The 19,317-nt window shown below is 73.4% G+C and carries 20 protein-coding genes and 1 pseudogene; 13 read left to right on the top strand and 8 right to left on the bottom strand.

Going from position 1 to position 19,317, the window contains the following annotated elements; all coding sequences use genetic code 11:
* Window positions 1-31 precede the first annotated feature (31 nt).
* The 4 genes from E6J59_11185 to E6J59_11170 are packed head-to-tail and all read right to left on the bottom strand — an operon-like array spanning window position 32 to window position 4,817.
* Window positions 32-1,441, bottom strand: coding sequence for a hypothetical protein (locus E6J59_11185; GenBank protein ID TMB19660.1), 1,410 nt, complete (start codon window positions 1,439-1,441; stop codon window positions 32-34).
* Window positions 1,441-1,626: a hypothetical protein gene (locus E6J59_11180; GenBank protein ID TMB19659.1), complete on the bottom strand. Its 186-nt coding sequence runs from the start codon at window positions 1,624-1,626 to the stop codon at window positions 1,441-1,443. Before E6J59_11180 ends, E6J59_11185 begins: the two co-directional genes overlap by 1 nt.
* 46 nt (window positions 1,627-1,672) lie before the next feature.
* The gene (locus E6J59_11175) at window positions 1,673-2,779 is read right to left on the bottom strand and encodes a hypothetical protein (protein ID TMB19658.1); all 1,107 of its coding nucleotides are present in this window, start codon (window positions 2,777-2,779) and stop codon (window positions 1,673-1,675) included.
* Between the two features lie 37 nt (window positions 2,780-2,816).
* Window positions 2,817-4,817 carry an ATP-dependent helicase gene (locus tag E6J59_11170; protein TMB19657.1) on the bottom strand — a complete coding sequence of 667 codons (2,001 nt, stop codon included), beginning with the start codon at window positions 4,815-4,817 and terminating at the stop codon, window positions 2,817-2,819.
* Window positions 4,818-4,976: 159 nt separating this feature from the next.
* On the opposite strand from E6J59_11170, the gene E6J59_11165 reads away from it, so the two are divergent.
* The 3 genes from E6J59_11165 to E6J59_11155 are packed head-to-tail and all read left to right on the top strand — an operon-like array spanning window position 4,977 to window position 5,646.
* Window positions 4,977-5,216 (top strand): hypothetical protein, encoded by a 240-nt coding sequence (locus tag E6J59_11165; protein TMB19656.1) that lies wholly within the window; start codon window positions 4,977-4,979, stop codon window positions 5,214-5,216.
* A complete protein-coding gene (locus tag E6J59_11160) occupies window positions 5,209-5,421 on the top strand; it encodes a hypothetical protein (GenBank protein TMB19655.1) in 213 nt (70 codons plus the stop codon). Before E6J59_11165 ends, E6J59_11160 begins: the two co-directional genes overlap by 8 nt.
* A gap of 3 nt (window positions 5,422-5,424) precedes the next feature.
* Window positions 5,425-5,646 (top strand): sulfurtransferase TusA family protein, encoded by a 222-nt coding sequence (locus E6J59_11155; GenBank protein ID TMB19654.1) that lies wholly within the window; start codon window positions 5,425-5,427, stop codon window positions 5,644-5,646.
* Window positions 5,647-5,803: 157 nt separating this feature from the next.
* Here the strand turns inward: E6J59_11155 and E6J59_11150 are convergent, their stop codons facing one another.
* Window positions 5,804-6,907, bottom strand: coding sequence for an ATP-dependent DNA ligase (locus tag E6J59_11150; protein ID TMB19653.1), 1,104 nt, complete (start codon window positions 6,905-6,907; stop codon window positions 5,804-5,806).
* Here E6J59_11150 and E6J59_11145 point away from each other — a divergent pair.
* The 3 genes from E6J59_11145 to E6J59_11135 are packed head-to-tail and all read left to right on the top strand — an operon-like array spanning window position 6,891 to window position 9,346.
* Window positions 6,891-7,775 carry a Ku protein gene (locus E6J59_11145; protein TMB19652.1) on the top strand — a complete coding sequence of 295 codons (885 nt, stop codon included), beginning with the start codon at window positions 6,891-6,893 and terminating at the stop codon, window positions 7,773-7,775. The two genes, E6J59_11150 and E6J59_11145, sit on opposite strands and share 17 nt — an antisense overlap.
* Window positions 7,776-8,633 (top strand): tetratricopeptide repeat protein, encoded by an 858-nt coding sequence (locus E6J59_11140; GenBank protein TMB19651.1) that lies wholly within the window; start codon window positions 7,776-7,778, stop codon window positions 8,631-8,633.
* Entirely contained in the window at window positions 8,633-9,346 is a 714-nt protein-coding gene (locus tag E6J59_11135) for a DUF72 domain-containing protein (GenBank protein TMB19650.1), read from the top strand. The genes E6J59_11140 and E6J59_11135 overlap by 1 nt, the downstream gene beginning before the upstream one ends.
* Before the next feature lie 133 nt (window positions 9,347-9,479).
* Here E6J59_11135 and E6J59_11130 read toward each other — a convergent pair whose 3' ends face one another.
* The 3 genes from E6J59_11130 to thiS all read right to left on the bottom strand — a co-directional run bounded on the left by E6J59_11130 (window position 9,480) and on the right by thiS (window position 12,074).
* Window positions 9,480-10,907 (bottom strand): putative sulfate exporter family transporter, encoded by a 1,428-nt coding sequence (locus E6J59_11130; GenBank protein TMB19649.1) that lies wholly within the window; start codon window positions 10,905-10,907, stop codon window positions 9,480-9,482.
* 96 nt (window positions 10,908-11,003) lie between these two features.
* Window positions 11,004-11,777 (bottom strand): thiazole synthase, encoded by a 774-nt coding sequence (locus E6J59_11125; protein TMB19648.1) that lies wholly within the window; start codon window positions 11,775-11,777, stop codon window positions 11,004-11,006.
* Complete coding sequence (thiS, locus tag E6J59_11120; protein TMB19647.1) at window positions 11,778-12,074, bottom strand: sulfur carrier protein ThiS; 297 nt, start codon at window positions 12,072-12,074, stop codon at window positions 11,778-11,780.
* A 37-nt stretch (window positions 12,075-12,111) separates the two neighbouring features.
* On the opposite strand from thiS, the gene alr reads away from it, so the two are divergent.
* From alr to E6J59_11085, 7 genes and pseudogenes are all read left to right on the top strand, one after another.
* Window positions 12,112-13,230, top strand: coding sequence for an alanine racemase (alr, locus tag E6J59_11115; protein TMB19646.1), 1,119 nt, complete (start codon window positions 12,112-12,114; stop codon window positions 13,228-13,230).
* Entirely contained in the window at window positions 13,223-14,734 is a 1,512-nt protein-coding gene (gene purH, locus E6J59_11110; GenBank protein TMB19645.1) for a bifunctional phosphoribosylaminoimidazolecarboxamide formyltransferase/IMP cyclohydrolase, read from the top strand. The genes alr and purH overlap by 8 nt, the downstream gene beginning before the upstream one ends.
* On the top strand, window positions 14,734-16,044 hold the full coding sequence (gene purD / locus E6J59_11105; GenBank protein TMB19644.1) for a phosphoribosylamine--glycine ligase: 1,311 nt from the start codon (window positions 14,734-14,736) through the stop codon (window positions 16,042-16,044). The genes purH and purD overlap by 1 nt, the downstream gene beginning before the upstream one ends.
* Complete coding sequence (gene purE / locus E6J59_11100) at window positions 16,031-16,561, top strand: 5-(carboxyamino)imidazole ribonucleotide mutase (GenBank protein ID TMB19643.1); 531 nt, start codon at window positions 16,031-16,033, stop codon at window positions 16,559-16,561. Before purD ends, purE begins: the two co-directional genes overlap by 14 nt.
* Complete coding sequence (locus E6J59_11095) at window positions 16,455-17,144, top strand: threonylcarbamoyl-AMP synthase (GenBank protein TMB19642.1); 690 nt, start codon at window positions 16,455-16,457, stop codon at window positions 17,142-17,144. Before purE ends, E6J59_11095 begins: the two co-directional genes overlap by 107 nt.
* The gene (locus E6J59_11090; protein ID TMB19641.1) at window positions 17,144-18,352 is read left to right on the top strand and encodes a DUF1015 domain-containing protein; all 1,209 of its coding nucleotides are present in this window, start codon (window positions 17,144-17,146) and stop codon (window positions 18,350-18,352) included. Before E6J59_11095 ends, E6J59_11090 begins: the two co-directional genes overlap by 1 nt.
* Window positions 18,353-18,686: 334 nt before the next feature.
* Window positions 18,687-19,007: pseudogene (locus tag E6J59_11085) on the top strand (thymidylate synthase (FAD)).
* The last annotated feature ends 310 nt before the right edge of the window (window positions 19,008-19,317 follow it).

The raw sequence follows: 19,317 nt of genomic DNA, 5'->3' as shown, positions 1-19,317 counted from the left end.
ACACGCGTCGCGACCCGCTCGACGCGCATCTTCAGCCCGGCGGCCGGCGCCGGTGCCAGTCCGTGACGCGCTGGTAGGCGTGCCCGGCCGCGAGCACGTCCGCCTCCGCGAACGGCCGCCCCGCCAGCTGGAGCCCGATCGGCCGCCCGTCGCCCGTGAACCCGCAGGGCAGCGCGAGCGCCGGCAGCCCGGTCAGGTTGAACGGACCCGAGAGGCGGCAGATCGCCTCGAACGCGCCCATCTCGGCGTCACCGAGACGCACCTCGAGCTCGTCGGGGCGCGGTGCCGCCAGCACCGTGGCCGGCGTGGCGAGGAGATCGACGCGCGCGAGCACGGCGCGCATCTCCTCGTAGAGGCGGCTGCGCACGCGCTGCGCCGCGACGTACTGCTCGGCGGTCACGAGCTTCCCGAGCTCGAGGTAGACCCGCAGGTCGACGCTCGCGCGCTCCCGCCGCGCGCCGAGCAGCGGCACGAGCGCGCTCCGCGCTTCGGCGAGGATGACCGCGCCGAGCGCCGGGCCCGCGTGGCCGAGCGACGGGAGCGTCACGTCGCTCACCGTCGCGCCCGCGCTGCCGAGCTCGTCGAGCGCCGCCTCGAAGGCGCGCACCACCTCCGGATCGACGAGGGCGCAGGCGAAGTCGCGCGGCACGCCGACGCGCACGCCGCGGAGCGAGCGGTCGAGCCGCGCCGCGTAGTCCGGCACCGAGATCCGCGCGCTCGTCGGATCCGCGGGATCGTGGCCGGCCAGCACGCCGAGCAGCAGTGCCGCGTCCTCCACGCTGCGCGCGAGCGGGCCCACGTGATCGAGCGTCCAGGCGAGCGGCGTGACGCCGGCGCGTGTCACGCGCCCGTAGGTCGGCTTGAACCCGGTCACGCCGCAGAAGCTCGCCGGGATGCGGATCGAGCCGCCCGTGTCGGTACCGAGCGCGGCGGGCACGAGCCGCGCCGCCACCGCCGCGCCCGAGCCGCTGCTCGAGCCGCCCGGCACGCGGCCCGCGGCCCACGGGTTCACCGGCGTGCCGAGCGCCCGGTTGACCCCCGTCGGCCCGAAGGCCAGCTCGTGGAGGTGCGTCGTCCCCACGATGACCGCGCCCGCGGTGCGCAGCCGTGCCACCGCCCCGGCGTCGGCAGCGGCGGGCGGGGCGCCGGCGAAGGCCGGGCTGCCGTTCGTGCGCGCGACTCCGCGCACGGCGAGGAGGTCCTTCACGCCGATCGGCACGCCGGCGAGCGGCCCCGCGTCGCCGCGGGCGAGCGCCCGATCGGCGGCGCGCGCCGCGGCGAGCGCGTCGTCGGCGGTGACGGTGACGAAGGCGTGCACGTGCGGGTCGCGCGCGCCGAGCGCCTCGAGGCATGCGCGGGCGACCTCGACCGCCGTCGCCTCGCGTCTGGCGAGCGCGGCACGCACCTCCACCACCGAGAGCTCGGCGAGTGGCGCGCCCATCAGCCGACGTCGTCGGGCAGGCGCCGCGCCGGCGAGAACGGTTCGAGGTCGCCCAGGTCGAGGGAGAGAAGGGCGTCGAGCGAGGTGATCATCGGCCCGGCCGCCGTGGCCACCACGTCGATCAGCTCGGGGGGAAGCTCGATCCCCGCCGCCGCCATCCGCTCGCGCAGCTCGCTCGCCTGCATCGCGCCCATAAAACGCTCAGGCGCGCGCGGTACGCAAGGGATCTCGCTATCGCCCGCCGGGCGAGGAGAGCTGGAACCCCCGTCCACCGTCGTGCCGGCCGGCGAACGTGTGCCCGCTCTCCAGCCGGCGCTGGCCAGGCAGCCCTGGATGGGGGAGCGCGACCGAGCCACCGGGGACGGCTGGCCGCACCGGCCGGGCGGTGCTGACGACCGGCCCGCCCGGCTGGCCGAGCGGGGGACGCGCCCCCGCGCCGAACGGTGCGCGCGGCGGGCTCCACACGGCGGGCGGGTCCCGCCGCACGATGCCCGGGCGCGCCGGTGCCTGCAGGGCCGGCCGGCGAACCTGGAACGCGGGCGCGCTCGCCCGTGCGGAGAGCCCGGGCCGCCAGGGGTTTCCGAGGCGGGTCAGGTTGCGGCGCGCCCCGCCGAGCCGGGGCTCCGCACGGGGCCGTGCCAGCTGCCGCGCTCCGACCCCGGCCGGCGCGACCGTCCCCGGCGGCCGGTGGTCCATGCGAGTCACGGGGTGGTGCGACACCCGCTCGACGTGGTGCCGGCCCGGGGGATGGTCGTTCCGCCAATCGCGGTGCTGCCAGCGGTGGATGACGTGGTCGGGGACGAGGTGGTGGTTGACCACCACGTGGGCCAGGTCGTGCGAGCAGAAGTCGCCCTCGTGCACGAAGACGAACTCGTTCAGGACGATCACCTCGGTCGCGAAGGGCGCGAGCGGCGCCCATCCGATGAAGCCGTCGCCCCAGAACCAGTCGACCCAGGCGGGTCCCCAGACGGTGCCCGGCACCCACGCCCAGCCGCCCGGCAGGAGCACCCAGCGCCCGTAGTGGAAGGTCCAGGCCCACGGCTCGGACGACACCCACGTCCAGCCGTACGGCGTCCATGCCCAGTACCCGTCGGTGTATGGGGCCCAGTCGACGCTCACCGCTGGTTGCCAGACCTGCCCGTTCTGGTCGTCGTCGACCCAGGTGCCGTAGGGGGCGAGCGCCTCTCCGTAGGTCGACGGATCGGGCGCCGTGTCGGCCGCGTACTGGCCGCCGGGGTCGTCCTCGTCCTGGTACCCTTCATCATCCTGGGCTCGTGCGGGACCTACGGGCCCGAGCGCGAGGACCAGGGCGAGGACGAGAGGGGCGGCGACTCGCACGCGGCCCGCAACACACGTCCCGCGAGGAAGTTGCGCTCTAGCGGAAGCCGACCTCGTCGACCACCTGGAGGCCGGCGAGCACCCCGTCGGGCAGGTCGGCGAGGAAGCGCGAGGGCTGGCCCAGCACCATGCCGGAGCTGCGGTCGTAGATGTCGATCGGGTAGCTGAGATACAGGTGCTCCTTGGCGCGCGTGACGGCGACGTAGAGGAGGCGGCGCTCCTCCTCGATCTCCTCCCCATCGTGCAGGTTCTGGTAGGAGGGGAAGCGACCGTCCACCAACCAGATCACGAACACCGTGTTCCACTCGAGCCCCTTGGCCGAGTGGATGGTGGAGAGCGTGAGGAGGCCCTCCTCGACGTCGGCCGCGAGCACGTCGCCCACGCTGTCCGTGGGCGGCTCGAGCGCCATGTCCGCGAGCAGCGAGGCCAGGCTCCGGTAGCGCCCGGCGATGGTGGCGAAGTGCTCGAGGTCCTTCTCGCGCTTGGGGAAGTCCTCGGGGTGGAGATGGCGGAGCATGGGCGCATAGAAGCCCACCACCTTGGCGACCTTCTCGCCCGGCGGCAGCGGGTCGGGGGCGATCTCGCCGAGGAGCGCGGCCAGGCGGCCGAGCTCCTTGGTGTACGCGCCGCGCCGGGGGTAGCCCGCCAGGCGCTCGGCCGCGCTCTCCACGTCGGCGGCGGGGGCGACGTGGGTGAAGATGTCGTCGGCGGTGCGCGGCCCGACGTGCTCGAGGAGCAGCAGCACGCGGTGCCACGACACCGCGTCGCGCGGGTTGGCGATGATTCGGAGGTGGGCGAGAACGTCCTTCACGTGCGCCGTCTCGATGAACTTGAAGCCGCCCCGCTTGACGAACGGGACGTCGGCGCGCTGGAGCTCGAGCTCCAGGTCGAAGGAATGGAAGCTCGAGCGGAAGAGGACGGCCATCTCGTCGAGCGGCACGCCCTCCTCGCGCAGCTCGAGGATGCGCTGGCAGACGAAGCGGGACTGCGCCTGCTCGTCGTTGCACTGGGCCAGCAGCGGCGGAGGGCCGTCGGCCCGCCGCGTGCGCAGGACCTTGGTGTGCTTCTCCGCCGCCTGGTCGATGATCGCGTTGGCGAGGTCGAGGATGGGCTGCGTCGAGCGGTAGTTCTCCTCGAGCTTGATGATGCGCGTGTCGGGAAAGGCCTTCGGGAAGTCCATGATGTTGCGGAAGGTGGCGCCGCGGAAGGAGTAGATGCTCTGGCTGTCGTCGCCGACGGCCATCACGTTCGGGTGCGTGGCGGCGAGGGTGCGGACGATCTCGGCCTGGAGCGGGTTCGTGTCCTGGTACTCGTCGACCATGATGAAGCGGTAGGTGCGCGAGAGCTGGGCCGCGACCTCCGGGTGGTCGCGCAGGAGGTCGCGCAGGAGGACGAGGAGGTCGTCGTAGTCGACCAGGTTCTTCTCCCGCTTGTAACGCCCGTACTCGAGGCCGAGTCGCTCCAGGTCCTCCAGGTGATCGGCCAGGTGCGCATAGCTCTCGGTGAGGACGTCGGCGACCGGCTTGGCGCGGTTGACGGCCATGCTCAGGATCTCGAGGATCGCGCTCTTGCGCGGGAAACGGCGGTCCTTGCGGTCGAGCCCCGCCCGGCTGCGCAGCAGGTTCACGACGTCCTCGGAGTCGCTGCGGTCGAGGATGGTGAAGTTGGGCTCGAGCCCCACGTGCCGCGCCGTGCGGCGGAGCACCACGTTGGCAAAGGAGTGGAACGTCCCGCCCCCCACGCGCTCGCAGCTCGCACCCACCAGCGCCGCCGCGCGCCGCAGCATCTCCTCGGCCGCCTTGCGCGTGAAGGTGAGGAGGAGGATCTGCCCCGGGCTGACGCCCGACTCGACCAGGCGCGCAACCCGGTAGACGAGCGTGCGGGTCTTGCCGCTGCCGGCGCCGGCGATCACCAGCACGGACCCCTCGAGCGCGGTGGCGGCCTCGTACTGCGCCCCGTTCAGCTCGCCCGCGTAGTCGATGCGGTAGCGGCGATCGGGCCGGGCGTCCGGCCGCGGGCGAAGCGTGTAGGTCTCCATCGGCGCGCGACGCGCCGACTGTACCGTGCGGCGTGGGGGGGCGGCAAGAAAGCGACCGCTCCGAGCGCAGCTCCCGAACCGGCGTGGGGTGCGGCCGGCTCGTCTCGCCGACGTATTTCGCCCCTACGCATTGACTGTGCCCCCGGTCACGCGTAGCCCGTGCTCGGGATGGTCATCGACCAGGCGCTCCTCGAGAAGGCCCGGCTCCGTCCGCAGGCGCTGCGCTTCGAGGAGGCGCTGCGTCTCTCCCGCCAGCTCGGCTTCGAGAAGGTGCGGCAGGTCCGCGGGCACCGCATCATGCGTCACGCGGCCGCCGTCGCCTTGAATCTCCAGGCGGGGCGCGACGGGCACGCCAAGGCCTACCAGGTACGCCGCATGCTCGAGGTGAGCCGTGCCTGAGCTGCCGCCCTACACGTACCGGACGTCGTGGTCGGAGCGCGACGGCGAGTGCGTGGCGACGTGCGCGGAGCTCCCCGGGCTCTCGGGGCTGGCACCCACCCCGGGCCGCGCAATCGAGGAGCTCAAGACGGCGATCGCGGCCTGGCTCGACTACCTGGCCTCGCGCGGACTCCCCGCGCCGCCCCCGGCTGGAGGCGCCCGGTGAAGCATGGCGCGTGAGACGCTCGACCTGCGGGGTGTGAAGTGCCCGCTCAGTTGGGCCCGGGCCAAGGTCCATCTGGAGACGCTCGCGCCCGGCCAGGAGATCGACGTCCTCCTCGACGACGCGCAGGGCGCGGCCGACATCCCGCGCGCCGCCGAGGCCGCCGGGCATCACGTGGTCGGGGTGGCCGACGAGGGCGGGCGCTGGCGGATCACGATCGAGGTGTAGGAGCCTGTCCGAGTAACGCTCCGGCTGCGGCGAACGAGCCGGGGGCTGCGAGCGGCGTGCTCGCGCCTCCCTCGTGCGGCGTAGCTTGCTACGCCTCCTCGGTCGGCGCTGCGCTTGCCGCTCTCGCTCCCCGGCTCGTTCGCCTCGCTTCCGTCGGTTACTCGGACAGGCTCCTAGGGCGCTCCGCGTGCACGTCGCGCGGCCGGCGGTCGGTGCGGAGCCCCAGGTACACCGGGTGGCGGACGAGCCCGTCGCTCGTCCACTCCGAGAAGCGCACCTCGCACACGAGCGCCGGTCGGACCCAGTGGTGCTCGGGCCCGCGCGGCGGGCAGCCGCGCGTGAACGGGCAGCGCTCGGTGACGAGCGGGCGGAGGCGGGCGGCGAGCTCGTCCAGGCCCGCGCGGTCGAGGCCCGAGCCGGCGCGGCCCGCGTAGACGAGATCGTCGCCGTCGTAGACTCCCAGGTGGACGGCGCCGAGAAGCGCGCGCGTGCCCTTCGGATCGGTGTAGCCGCCGATCACGAATTCCTGCCGCCGGACGCACTTGATCTTGCGCCATTCCATGCGGCGCCCGGCCAGGTAGCGCGCGTCGGCCCGCTTTGCGACGATGCCCTCCAGCCCCGCCTTGCAGGCGGCGGCGAGGAACTGCGCGCCGTCGCCTTCCACGTGGTCGGCGTAGCGCACCGCCCCGAGAGCGGAGACGACCTGGTGGAGGAGCGCCTTCCGGTCGGCGAGCGGGAGCCCGCGCACGTCGCGGCCGAAGAGGGCGAGGCAGTCGTAGAAGTACGCCGTCACCGGCACCGCGGCCGCGGCGGCCGCCACCCCGCGGACCAGGTGCATGCGGCGCTGGAGCCGCTCGAAGCTCGGGCGGCCCGCCGCGTCGAGTGCCACGACCTCGCCGTCGAGCGCGAAGTCCCCCCCCGCGAGCGGCGCGAGCGCGACGGCGATCTCGGGGTACCGCTCCGTCATGCGCGCGCCGCTGCGTGCCCAGAGCTCGACCCGCCCCTGCTCGCGCAGCGCGAGCAGGCGCACGCCGTCCCACTTGAGCTCGAAGAGCCAGCCGGGTCCGCGGGGCACCTCCTCGACCAGGGTGGGCAGCATGAGGGGGAGGCTCGCCGGCTGGAGGCGCACGCGCGGCAGCGTTGCAAGCCGTCGAGGCGTCCGCATCCGGCGCGGCATGGTAGCACGGTGCGGGTTTGACACAGGCGGGGGCCGTGCGCTTACCTGGCTTCCGGAAGGAGGCCGCATGCCCGCCCGCTCCATCGGCTCGGGGACGATCAGCTTCGGGCTCGTGTCGATCCCGATCCGCGTCTACGTGGCGACCCACTCCGAGCAGCTCTCGTTCAACATGCTGCACGCGCCCTGCCACACCCGCATCAAGCAGCAGCTCTACTGCCCGCACCACGACAAGGTGGTCGAGCGGAGCGAGATCGTGAAGGGCTACCAGTTCGAGAAGGACCGCTACGTCACCTTCACGGACGAGGAGATCCGGGCGCTCGAGGCCGAGGCCAACCGCGCCATCGACATCCACGAGTTCGTGCCGCTCGCCGGGGTGGATCCCATCTACTTCGAGGACGCGCACTACCTCGGCCCGGACAAGGGCGCCGAGAAGGCCTACCACCTGCTCGCGCAGGCGATGCGCGAGACCGACAAGGTCGCGCTCGCGCAGTACGTGCGCGGCGGGAAGGAGCATCTGGTCCTTCTGCGGCCCTACGACGGCGGGCTCGTCCTCCACACCATGCACTACGCCGACGAGGTGCGGAGCCTCGCCGAGGTCGACCTGGGCGGCGAGCCGAAGGTGCGCGCCGGCGAGCTCGAGATGGCGCGCAAGCTCGTCCAGCAGCTCTCCGCCAAGGCGTTCCGTCCCGAGCAGTACAAGGACCAGTACCGCGAGCGGGTCGAGGCGGTGGTGCAGAAGAAGGTGGCGGGCCAGGAGGTCACGGCGGCCGAGCCCGAGAAGCCGAAGGCGCAGGTGATCGATCTCATGGAAGCGCTCAAGGCCAGCCTTTCGCGCACCGCGGCGCGAGCCGAGCGAGTGGCCGAGCCCGAGGTGGCCGGGAAGCGACGCTCCGCCGCCCGCGTCCGCGCGCACGAGCGGCCGGGCGCCACGCGTCGCGCGCACAAGAAGTAAGTGGGCGCGCGGCCCGCGGCGGGAGCCCGCGCCCACTTCGACACGGCGCAGGCGGCACGCATCGCCGGCGTGCCGCCGCCGCGGCTCCGCCAGTGCGTGCGCGCCGGCATCCTGCACCCGGCGCGCGACGCGCGCGGGCGCCTCCGCTTCGACTTCGTCGACCTCGTCCTGCTGCGGACGATGCGGGGGCTGCTCGCCCGCAGGGTGCCGGTCGGGAAGCTCGGCCGCGTCCTCGCGTCGCTCCGCCGTCAGATCGGGAACCGGCCGCTCACCCGCCTCGCGGTCTACGCCGACGGCGAGCGCGTCGTCGTCTGGGACGGCGAGAGCCGCTGGCAGCCCGAGTCGGGCCAGTTCCTCTTCAACTTCGAGGCGGGCCAGGTGGTGCAGCGCGCGCGCAAGATCGCGCAGCTCCCGGCGCCGGAGCCGCGCACGAAGCTCCCGCGGCTCTCCGCCGACGAGTGGTGCGACCTCGGCGTCGAGCTGGAGGACGGCTCGCCGCTCGAGGCGCGCGCCGCCTACCACCACGCGCTCGACCTGAACCCCGCGCAGGTGACCGCGCGCATCAACCTCGGCCGGCTCCTGCACGCCGAGGGGAAGCTCGAGGGCGCGGAGTCGCACTACCGCGAGGCGCTCCGCCACGAGCCGGGGAACGCGCTCGCGTGGTACAACCTGGGTGTGCTGCTCGAGGACCACGGCCGCCCGGACCAGGCGCTGCCGTGCTACGAGCACGCCGTGCGCGCCGATCCCAGGCTCGCCGACGCGCACTACAACCTGGCCCTCCTCTACGAGCGCGGCGGGCGCAAGCAGGACGCCGTGCGCCACCTGGCGATCTTCCGCCGCCTCGCGCCGCAGCGCTGATGGCCGCCCGCGCGGCGCGCGTGCTGGCCGGCACCTCGGGCTTCAGCTACCCGGCCTGGCGCGGCAGCTTCTACCCCGACGAGCTCCCGGCGCGCGAGATGCTCCGCTTCTACGCGCGCGCGCTCGCCACCGTGGAGATCAACCACACCTTCCACCGCCTGCCGACCCCCGAGCTCCTGACCGGCTGGGCGCGCCAGACGCCGGCCGGCTTCCGCTTCGCGTTGAAGGCCCCGCAGCGCATCACCCACGTGCTCCGCCTGCGCGACGCCGGCGAGGTCACGGCGGCGTTCTGCCGCGCCGCCGCAGGGCTCGGCCCGAAGCTCGGCCCCCTCCTCTTCCAGCTCCCGCCCTACTTCCGCTTCGACGCCGCGCGCCTCGCCGAGTTCCTGGCGGGCCTGCCGCCCGGCCTCGAGCCCGCCTTCGAGTTCCGGCACGAGAGCTGGTTCAACGACGCGACCTACGACCTCCTCGGCAAGCATCGCGCCGCGCTCTGCATCGCCGAGGCCGACGACTTCGCGACCCCGCCGGTCCCCACCGCGCCCTTCGGCTACCTGCGGCTCCGGCGCGCGGACTACGGCGACGACGACCTCGACCGCTGGGCGGCTCGCGTCCGCGACATCGCGACCTGGAAGCGCGTCTACGTCTACTTCAAGCACGAGGAGTCGGGCCGGGGCCCCGCCCTGGCGCGTGCCTTCCTCGACCGGCTCCGTTAGTCAGCCGGCGGCGAAGAACGCCTCGCTCATCCACACGAGGAGCCCGAGCAGCACGACGCCCAGGACGAGGCTCCAGGTGATGAGCTTCACCTCGGCGGGGAGGAGCGGCTCGTCCGAGAGGTCCGGGCGCATCTCAGCTCACCCGCGGGGGCACCATGCCGTGGAAGAAGATCCACGACACGGCGAGGCCGATCCAGACGATGAACCCGAACAGGCACACGACGTAGACGAGCGCCAGGCGCGCGAGGCCCTCCTGGCGCAGCTTCGCGAAGTTCGAGGCCAGGCCGATGGTGAAGAACGTCATCACGAAGAAGAGCACGCGAAAGACGTTGGTCTCGGCGGTGGCGAGCCTGGCCGCGTCGAGCAGCCCGGGCCGCGCGACCACGAGCCCGAGCAGGGCCGCGAAGGTGACGAAGTAGCCGAGCACGAACTTCGGGAAGCGCTCCCAGATGTCGCGTGCCGAGACGGTCTGCCCCTCGTCCCTGCGGATGCCGTACGCCCACACCAGCGCGAGCACGAAGGCCCACACGCCGATGAACATGTCGATGAAGACCTTGACCGTGGTGGTCGTCATCAGCATCCAGCCTTCCTGCCAGGCGACGCCGCCCGCCGCGGCCCTGGCCCGCACGAGCGCCTCGGTGATGGCGCCGCTCGCCATCGCCGCGCCGTCGGTCTTGACGGCGAGCCCCATCCACGCCCCGGCGACGAGCGGCTGGTGCGCGAGGAAGGCCTGCGCGGCGAAGGGCAGGACCACCAGCTCCACCACCGCGAAGAGCACCACCAGCGACGAGACCATGACGGCCACCACCGGCCGGGCCCGGATCGCGGCGGCGGTCGCGATCGCCGCCGACACACCGCAGATCGAGACGCCGGAGGCGAGCGGCGCCGCCCACTCGCGCGTCAGGCGGAAGATGCGCCGCGCGATCAGGTACACGAGCGCCCAGTAGATGAGGTACGCCTCCACGATCGCCGCGAAGCCGCGGAAGAGGACGGCCGTCGCGAGCCCGCGCGCGCCTGCCGCCTGCACGCCGAGCGCGCCGCCGAGGATCACGATCGCGATCTTCACGTACCACTCGGGCCGCGTCGCCTCCGCGAGCCAGCCCGCCACACCGGGCAGGAAGTTGCCGATCGCGAGCCCCGCCGCGAGCGCGACGATGAAGCCCGCCTCGCCGGTCAGCGAGAGCGACCACCCGATGCCGAACCCCCCGCGCTTGTCCGGTGTGGCGGCGACGTAGGCGTTGTTGCCCGCGAGCCAGCAGAGCCAGCTCGCCCACAGGATCACGCTGAAGCCGGCGGCGAAGCGCTTCGCGTCGAGGCCGAGGCGCGCCGCGCCGGCCGTCATGACGGCGAGGAGGAAGAGATAGGTGAGGGCGAGGCTCGCGACACCGGGGAGCGCGGCGTACGCTTTCGAGACCGGTGCCAGCGCCTTCGCGGGGGAGAGCCACACCTGCGTCGTCACGCCCCAGCCGAGGAGGTCGGCGCCGGCCAGGGTGAAGAGCGAGAGCGCGAACACCAGGAGGCCGATCCAGAGGGCCCACCAGTCGTCGGTCGCCTTCACGATCGCATCCCCCGTCGGCGGCGCGTTGACGCGGGCGGGTTATAGGCACGGCGGCGCTCCGCGGTCGAGCCGCGCTGCGTCCGGCCGCGGGGCGCGCGCCTAGCGGATCAGCCCCTCGATCGGGCTCGAGGCCGTCGCGTACAGTTTCGCCGGAATCCGCCCCGCGAGGAACGCCTTGCGCCCCGCCTCCACCGCGAGCCGCATCGCCTCGGCCATCAGGAGCGGGTCCTTGGCGCCCGCGATCGCGGTGTTCATGAGCACCGCGTCGCAGCCGAGCTCCAGCGCCTCGGCCGCGTGCGAGGCCGTGCCCACGCCCGCGTCGACGATCACGGGCACGCGGCTCTGCTCGACGATGATGCGCAGGTTGAAGGGGTTGCGCACGCCGAGGCCCGAGCCGATGGGTGCGGCGAGCGGCATGACGGCGGCGCAGCCGAGCTCCTCGAGCCGCTTGCAGGCGACCGGGTCGTCGGTGATGTAGGGCAGGACCTGGAAACCCTCCTTCACCAGGACCTTCGCCGCCTCGATGGTGGCCGGGATGTCCGGGAAGAGCGTCTTCTCGTCGCCGATCACCTCGAGCTTGACGAGCGGGCCCACGCCCGCCTCGCGCGCGAGCCGGCAGGTGCGGATGGCCTCCTCGGCGGTGTAGCAGCCGGCGGTGTTGGGCAGGATCGTGAAGCGGTCGGGCGGCAGGAAGTCGAGCAGGTTCTCCTTGCCCGGGTCGGTGATGTTCACGCGCCGCACCGCGACGGTCACGATCTCGGCACCCGAGGCCTCGACCGCCTGCCGTGTCTCCGCGAAGGACCGGTACTTGCCGGTACCGACGATGAGGCGCGAGCGGTGCTCGCGGCCGGCGAGCACGAAGGGATCGTCCATCTATCCGCCTCCGACGAAGTGGATGATCTCGACCGCGTCCCCCTCGCGGAGCGCGGTGGCGCCGTACTCGGCGCGCGGCACCACGGCCCGGTTCACCTCGACCGCGACACGCCGCGGGCCGAGGCCCAGCGCGGCCACCAGGTCGGCCACCGTTACCCCGGCGTCGAGCGCCCGCGGCTCGCCATTGACCATCACTCGCACGACTCGTCGAGACGATAGCCCGCGAGCCGGAGCCTGACAACCGACGGCGCCGCCCGCGACGAACGTCGACTCCGCCTCGACAGCCGCGTCGGCCATTTGGTAATGATGGGCCTCCGGTTCGGTCCCTCTTCCAATGCCTGACATCCATGGGAGGCCCACGGTCGCCGAGGTGAGTCTCTCGGCCCTCCGGCACAACTGCCGCCGGGCCCGGGAGCTCGTCGGCCCGGGCGTGGCGGTGCTCGCGGTGGTGAAGGCCGACGCCTACGGACACGGCGCCGTGCCGGCGGCGCGGGCCTTCCTCGACGCCGGCGCCTGGGGCCTCGGCGTTTCGGGCGTCGCCGAGGGCAGGGAGCTCCGGCGCGCGGGCCTGACGGCGCCCATCGTCGTGCTGGGCGGCGCGTTCGCCGGGGAGGAGCGGGACGTCGCGGCGGACGATCTCGAGGTGGCGCTCTGGGACCCGGAGCGGGCGCGGGCGCTGGCGGCCGCCGGCCGCCCGGTGCGCGTCCATCTGAAGGTCGACACGGGCATGACGCGGCTCGGCCTCGACGCGGCCCAGGTGCGCGCCTTCGGGGAGCTGGTGCGCGGCATGAAGGGCCTCGAGATCGCAGGGGTCTTCTCGCATTTCGCCTCGGCGGACGCCGTCGACACGGCCGCTGCGCGTGCGCAGGCGGCCCGCTTCGCGAGCGTGCTCGAGGCGCTCGCCGCGGCCGGTATCCGCCCGCCGCGCGTCCACCTCGCGAACAGCGCAGGGGTACTCTCGGCCCCCGGCGCCCACTTCACGATGGTGCGGCCCGGGATCATGCTCTACGGCTACGCGCCCGCGCCGCACCTGGCGGAGCGCGCGGCCGTGCGGCCGGCGATGCGGCTCCGCACCGCGATCGCGCACACCCGGCGCGTGCCGGCGGGCACGCCGGTCAGCTACGCCGGCACCTTCGTCACCGCGCGTCCGAGCACGATCGCCTCACTGCCCGTGGGCTACGCGGACGGCTACCATCGCCTCGCGTCCAACCGCGCCCAGGTCGTCGTGCGCGGGCGGCGCGCACCGGTCGCGGGCCGCGTCTGCATGGATCACACCATGATCGACGTGACCGACGTGGACGGCGCGGACGTGGGCGAGCGCGTCGTCCTCTTCGGCGACGGGCTGGGCGCCGACGAGCTCGCCGGCTGGTGCGAGACGATCTCCTACGAGGTGCTGACGGCGGTCGGCAAGCGCGTGCCGCGTGTCCACGTGGAGGAGTGGGGTAATGCCTAGGGCGCTGGTGAGCGTCAGCGACAAGCGGGGCGTGGTCGAGTTCGCGCGCGGGCTCGCCGCGCTCGGCTTCGACATCCTGTCGACGGGCGGGACCGCGAAGCTCCTCGCCGACGCGGGCGTGCGCGTCCGGCAGGTGAGCGACTACACCGGCTTCCCCGAGATGCTCGACGGGCGCGTGAAGACGCTGCACCCGAAGATCCACGGCGGCCTCCTCGGCCGGCGCGACCTCCCCGAGCACGTGCGCGCGATGCGCGAGCACGGCATCGAGACCATCGACTTGGTCGCCGTGAACCTCTACCCCTTCCGCGACACGATCGCCCGCCCGGGTACGACGCTCGCGGAGGCGATCGAGCAGATCGACATCGGCGGCCCCTCCCTGCTGCGCTCGGCGGCGAAGAACCACGCCGACGTGACCGTCATCGTCGATCCCGACGACTACGGGCCCGTGCTGGCCGAGCTCCGCGCGGGCGGCGTCGAGCCCGAGACGCGGCGGCGCCTCGCGGAGAAGGTGTTCTGCACGACCGCCTGCTACGACGGCGCGATCGCGGACTACCTGAGTCGGGGCGGCACCTTCCACTGGGGCGGCGCCAAGGCGCTCGACCTGCGCTACGGCGAGAACCCGCACCAGGCGGGGGCGCTCTACGGGGACTTCCTCCGGGTCGCCGAGCCGCTGCACGGGAAAGAGCTCTCCTACAATAATGTCGTCGACATCGACGCCGCCCTGGCCCTGGCCGAGGAGTTCCGACGGGGGCCCGAGGCGGCGGTCGCGATCGTGAAGCACAACACGCCCTGCGGCGTGGGCGCGGGGCGCGACCCGCTCGAAGCCTGGGAGCGCGCCTACGCGACCGACCCCGAGTCGCCCTTCGGCGGCATCGTGGTGTCGACGCGCCCGTGGACGCTCGCCCTCGCGCGCGCCGTCGACGAGATCTTCACCGAGGTGCTGATCGCGCCCGACTTCGAGCCCGACGCGCTCGAGCTCCTGCGCCGGAAGAAGGCGCGCCGGCTCGTGCGCTGGCATCCGGAGGCCGCGCCGGCGCGCGCGCCCGCCATCCGCGGCGTCACGGGCGGCCTCCTCGTGCAGGACGGGGATCGCGCCATCGAGGACCCGCGCGCGGCGAAGGTGGTCACCCGGCGCGCCCCCGCGGCGGGGGAGCTCGCCGCGCTCGCCTTCGCGTGGCGCGTCGTCAAGCACGTCAAGTCGAACGCGATCGCGTTCACCACCGCGGACCGCACGCTCGCACTCGGCGGCGGACAGACCTCGCGCGTCGAGCCGGTGCGGAACGCGCGCGCGCGCGCCGAGCGCCTCGGCATTTCGCTGCGTGGCTCCGTCCTCGCGAGCGACGCCTTCTTCCCCTTCGCCGACGGCCTCGAGGAGGCGATCGCCGCCGGCGCGACCGCCGTCATCCAGCCGGGCGGCAGCACCCGCGACGAGGAGGTCATCCGCGCCGCCGACGCGCACGGCGTGGCCATGGTCTTCACCGGCGTGCGCCACTTCCGCCACTGATGCGCGTCCTCGTCGTCGGCGGGGGCGGGCGCGAGCACGCGCTCGTGTGGAAGCTCAAAAGGGGCAGCAGCCGGATCAGCGCGCTCTACTGCGCGCCCGGCAACGCCGGCATCGCCGAGGACGCGGAGTGCGTGCCGATCGCCGCCGACGACGTGAAGGGGCTCCTGCGCTTCGCGGAGGAGCGCCGGATCGACCTGACCGTCGTCGGCCCCGAGCTGCCGCTCACGCTCGGCCTCGTCGACCGCCTCACCGCCGCCGGACTCAGGGCCTTCGGCCCCACGGCCGCCGCCGCGCGCCTCGAGGGCTCGAAGGCGTTCACCAAGGAGCTGCTCCGCCACGAGCACGTGCCGACGGCGTTCTTCGGCGTGTTCGGCGATCCCGACGACGCGGCCCGCTACGTGAAGGAGGTGGGCGCGCCCGTCGTCGTCAAGGCCGACGGCCTCGCGAGCGGCAAGGGCGTCTTCATCTGCCCGACCGTCGCCGCCGCGCTGGAGGCGGTGGACGAGCTCATGCGCGCGCGGCTCCTCGGCGACGCGGGGAGCCGCGTCGTGGTGGAGGAGTTCCTCGAGGGCGAGGAGGTCTCGTTCATGGCGCTGACGGACGGCACGACCGTGCTGCCGCTCGCCACCTCCCAGGACCACAAGCGCGCCCTCGACGGCGACCGGGGGCCGAACACGGGCGGCATGGGCGCCTGCTCGCCGGCGCCGATCGTGACGCCCGCGCTCCAGGACCGGATCATGCGCGAGATCATGGAGCCCGTGGTGCGCGGCCTCGCGCGGCAGGGCATCCGCTACACGGGCGTCCTCTACGCCGGCCTCATGGTGCAGGAGGGCCGGGCCAAGGTGCTCGAGTTCAACGTGCGCTTCGGCGACCCGGAGGCGGAGGTGGTGCTCGTCCGCCTGCGCTCGGACCTGCTCGAGCTGCTCGAGCGCGCGTGCGAGGGCCGTCTCGCCGGCGCCACCGTCGACTGGGACGCGCGCGCCGCGGTGTGTGTCGTGCTCGCCGCCGCGGGCTACCCGGGCGCGGTCGAGCGCGGGCGGCCGATCGACGGCGTGGACGCGCTCCGCGCGTGGCAGGGCGGCAAGGTCTTCCACGCCGGGACGAAGCGGCCCGAGGGCGTGCTCCTGACCGACGGCGGTCGCGTGCTCGACGTGACCGCGCTCGGCGACACGATCGGGCAGGCGGTGACCGAGGCTTACGCCGCCGCGGCGCACATCAGCTGGCCCGGCATGCACTACCGGCGGGACATCGGACAGCGCGCGCTCGCGGGAGCCGCGGCGCGGGAGATGGGCTCACATGGCAAGTCGTGACGGCCGGCCCCAGGTCGGCATCGTGATGGGGAGCGACAGCGACTGGGACACGATGGAGGCGGCGGCCGAACGCCTGAAGGATCTCGACATCGAGTACGAGGTGCAGGTGATGTCGGCGCACCGCTCGCCGAAGCTGGTGCGGCAGTACGCGGAGAGCGCGCGCCGCCGCGGCCTCGCGGTGCTGATCGCGGGCGCGGGCGGGGCGGCGCACCTGGCCGGCGTGGTCGCGGCGCACACGACGCTGCCGGTGATCGGCGTGCCGGTCGGATCGGGCGCGCTCGGCGGGCTCGACGCCCTCCTCGCCACCGTGCAGATGCCGCCCGGCGTGCCGGTGGCGACGGTGGCGATCGGCCGCGGCGGCGCCGAGAACGCGGCCATCCTGGCGGCGCAGATCCTGAGCCTCAAGAACCGTGCGCTCCGACAGCGCCTCGAGCGCTTCAAGGCCGAGCTGGCGGAGAGCGTCGAGGGCAAGAACCTGCGCCTGCAGAGGAAGCTCTTCCCTGAGAGCCCCGACTGACGCGGCCGTCGCGGCGCTCGCCGCGGGAGCGCTGGTCGTGTTCCCGACCGAGACGGTCTACGGCCTGGGCGCCGATGCCCACTCGACCGCCGCGGTCGACCATCTCGTCACCGTGAGGGGGCGAGAGGAGGGGAAGCCGATCCTCGTCCTGGTGCGCGACCTCGCCATGGCGGAGGCGGTCGCGGCCGAGATTCCACGCGCCGCGCGCCGGCTCGCGGCGCGCTTCTGGCCGGGGGCGCTGACGCTGGTGCTGCCCGCGCGGGCGGGCCTCCCGGCGCCACTCACCGCGGGCAGCGGCACGATCGGCGTGCGGGTGTCCGCGCACCCGTACGCGGCGGCACTGGTGGTGGGGCTGGGCGCGCCGGTCACGGCGCCGAGCGCGAACCCGCCCGGCGCCGAGCCACCGCGGCGGCTCGCCGAGGCGCGCGCCTACTTCGGTGAGCGCGTCGCCGTCTACCTCGAGGGCGGCCGGCTGCGCGGGGGCGCCTCCACCGTGGCGGCGATCGAGGGCGAGCGCCTGCGCATCCTGCGCCCGGGCCTCGTCTCCGAAGCCGAGCTGCGCGCGGCCCTCGGGGAGGGCTGATGGCCGCCGTCCGTCCGCTCGTCGGCCTGCGCTACGATACCGCCCGGGTCGGCGACGTGGGCCAGGTGCTGGCGCCCCCCTACGACGTCATCACCGCGGCCGAGCAGGCGGAGCTCTACGCCCGCAGCCCGTACAACGTGATCCGGCTGATCCTGCCGCGCGAGGCGGAGCGCGCCGCCGCCGCGGCGCAAACCCTGCGCGAGTGGATCGGCGCAGGTATCCTCCGGCCCGACCCCGAGCCCGCCCTCTACCTCTACGCCCAGCGGTTCTCGCTCCCCGACGGCTCGACGCGCCGGCGGGACGGGCTCCTCTGCCGGCTCCGGCTCGAGGACTTCGCCTCGGGCATCGTGCGCCCGCACGAGCGCACGCTCCCGGGGCCCAAGGCCGACCGCCTCGCGCTCCTGCGCGCCACGGGCGCCAATCTGAGCGCCATCTTCGGTCTCTACGCGCGGCCGGGCGAGCCCGTGCGCGCGCTGATCGGCGGCCCGCACCTGGGCGCGCCGCTCGTCGACGTGAGCGGCTGGCACCAGCTCTGGCGCGTGACCGACGCGTCCGTGATCGCGCGCGTGCAGGCGGCGCTCGCAAACCAGACCATCATCATCGCCGACGGCCACCACCGCTACGAGACGGCGCTCGCCTACCGCGACGAGCAGCCAGGCAACGAGGCCGCCGGGTACGTCCTCGCCTGCCTCGCCAACATGGAGGAGGAGGGCGCGGTCATCCTGCCGACGCACCGCCTGGTGCGCGGGCCCCTCGGCCCCGACGGGGCGGCGCTCGCGGCGCGCCTCGGCGAGTCCTTCACGGTCGAGCCGGTGGACGCGCGCCGGCGCCGGGCCGTGGGCGAGATCGACTGCGTACTCCCCGGCCGCCGGCTCCGGCTGCGCGCGGCGCCCGCCGCCCGCGAGCGCCTGCGCGACCTCCCGCCCGTGCTGCGCGGGCTCGCGGTGGAGCTCCTCCACCGCGCGATCCTCGAGCCCGTCCTCGGCGTCGGTCCCGAGAATCTGGAGTTCACGCACGACGACGAGGAGGCGGCCGCCGCGGTCGCGGCCGGCCGGGCCGCCGTCGCCTTTCTCCTGAACCCGCCCAGCATGGCGCAGGTGCGCGAGGTCTGCCTGGCCGGCGAGGTGATGCCGGAGAAGTCGACCTACTTCTACCCGAAGCTCGCCACCGGGCTCGTCTTCTCGCTCGTCGGGCCGCCGTGGGTGTGAGGTCGTCGTCCACTATGCTGATGCCCTCGACTCCAGGCTGGAAACGGGGCATGGTTTCCCGCCAACTTCGCGCGAGCCAAGATCTGCCGTGAGCCGCTACGACGCCCTCTCGACCTTCGTCACATGGTACCGGATCTACGTCCACGCGACAGGGCAGGAAGCGAAGGACTGCCCCGAGAAGGAGTCCATCCTCGGGTGCCCGCCAGGCTCCGCGGTGTCCTAATTTCGAGGCGAGGGTGTCCTGATTGGAATAGCGCTCCTCCGGAGTGGCTCGACGCCCTTGCATTTTCATGCTAGAAAGCATTTAGAGATCTCCACGCCCTCGAGGAGGCCGATGATGACCAAGGAACGTGAATTGAGCGAAGTGTATCGGCGCCTCACCACTCCCGAGGCGGAGCAGTGGATCGGGCGAAAGATTCCCTGCCTCGATCACGGCTTCGTCTACCTCGTGGACTACATGGGGGGCGACGCCTCGATCGTGCAGGCGGCGCGCGTCAGCTACGGCCTCGGCACGAAGAGCGTCAGCGAGGACCGCGGGCTCATCCGCTACCTGATGCGGCATCAGCACACGACGCCGTTCGAAATGGTGGAGCTGAAGTTCCACGTCAAGCTGCCGATCTTCGTGGCGCGACAGTGGATCCGCCACCGGACAGCATGCATCACTGGGGAGGCTGAGCTGATCTTCGATCTGCCCGGCGCCGAGCGGAGGGGGCGACGGCAGTGCCACCGAGTCACCATCGAGAACCTGCACCGCTTGTGGCATGAGGGCACGACCCATCCGATCCGAAAGCGGAAGCCACTACATCTGGAGCGGGTCGATCCGGACACGGACTACAGCGTCCCGGAGCTCTCGAGGTTCGTCGATCGAAGGGAGGAGGATCTTCGCAATCTGATCCGCTTCGGTGAACTCGAATCGAGGCGGGTCGAGCCGATCTCGCCTAGCCGCCTACGGCGCATGCGTCTCC

The sequence above is a fragment of the Deltaproteobacteria bacterium genome (assembly GCA_005879795.1).
In the GTDB taxonomy this organism is placed as follows: Bacteria; Desulfobacterota; Binatia; order DP-6; family DP-6; genus DP-6.
The sequence above is the reverse complement of the archived record's forward strand: the minus strand, read 5'-3'. Positions and strand labels throughout refer to the sequence as shown.

What these genes read in the sequence shown, in the direction of transcription:
- E6J59_11185 (TMB19660.1), bottom strand. Translation starts at nt 1,441, where the DNA reads ATGGGCGCGCCACTCGCCGAGCTCTCGGTGGTGGAGGTGCGTGCCGCG.
- E6J59_11180 (TMB19659.1), bottom strand. Translation starts at nt 1,626, where the DNA reads ATGCAGGCGAGCGAGCTGCGCGAGCGGATGGCGGCGGCGGGGATCGAG.
- E6J59_11170 (TMB19657.1), bottom strand. Translation starts at nt 4,817, where the DNA reads ATGGAGACCTACACGCTTCGCCCGCGGCCGGACGCCCGGCCCGATCGC.
- E6J59_11155 (TMB19654.1), top strand. Translation starts at nt 5,425, where the DNA reads ATGGCGCGTGAGACGCTCGACCTGCGGGGTGTGAAGTGCCCGCTCAGT.
- E6J59_11145 (TMB19652.1), top strand. Translation starts at nt 6,891, where the DNA reads ATGCCCGCCCGCTCCATCGGCTCGGGGACGATCAGCTTCGGGCTCGTG.
- E6J59_11150 (TMB19653.1), bottom strand. Translation starts at nt 6,907, where the DNA reads ATGGAGCGGGCGGGCATGCGGCCTCCTTCCGGAAGCCAGGTAAGCGCA.
- E6J59_11135 (TMB19650.1), top strand. Translation starts at nt 8,633, where the DNA reads ATGGCCGCCCGCGCGGCGCGCGTGCTGGCCGGCACCTCGGGCTTCAGC.
- E6J59_11125 (TMB19648.1), bottom strand. Translation starts at nt 11,777, where the DNA reads ATGGACGATCCCTTCGTGCTCGCCGGCCGCGAGCACCGCTCGCGCCTC.
- thiS (TMB19647.1), bottom strand. Translation starts at nt 12,074, where the DNA reads ATGGCCGACGCGGCTGTCGAGGCGGAGTCGACGTTCGTCGCGGGCGGC.
- alr (TMB19646.1), top strand. Translation starts at nt 12,112, where the DNA reads ATGCCTGACATCCATGGGAGGCCCACGGTCGCCGAGGTGAGTCTCTCG.
- purH (TMB19645.1), top strand. Translation starts at nt 13,223, where the DNA reads ATGCCTAGGGCGCTGGTGAGCGTCAGCGACAAGCGGGGCGTGGTCGAG.
- purD (TMB19644.1), top strand. Translation starts at nt 14,734, where the DNA reads ATGCGCGTCCTCGTCGTCGGCGGGGGCGGGCGCGAGCACGCGCTCGTG.
- purE (TMB19643.1), top strand. Translation starts at nt 16,031, where the DNA reads ATGGCAAGTCGTGACGGCCGGCCCCAGGTCGGCATCGTGATGGGGAGC.
- E6J59_11090 (TMB19641.1), top strand. Translation starts at nt 17,144, where the DNA reads ATGGCCGCCGTCCGTCCGCTCGTCGGCCTGCGCTACGATACCGCCCGG.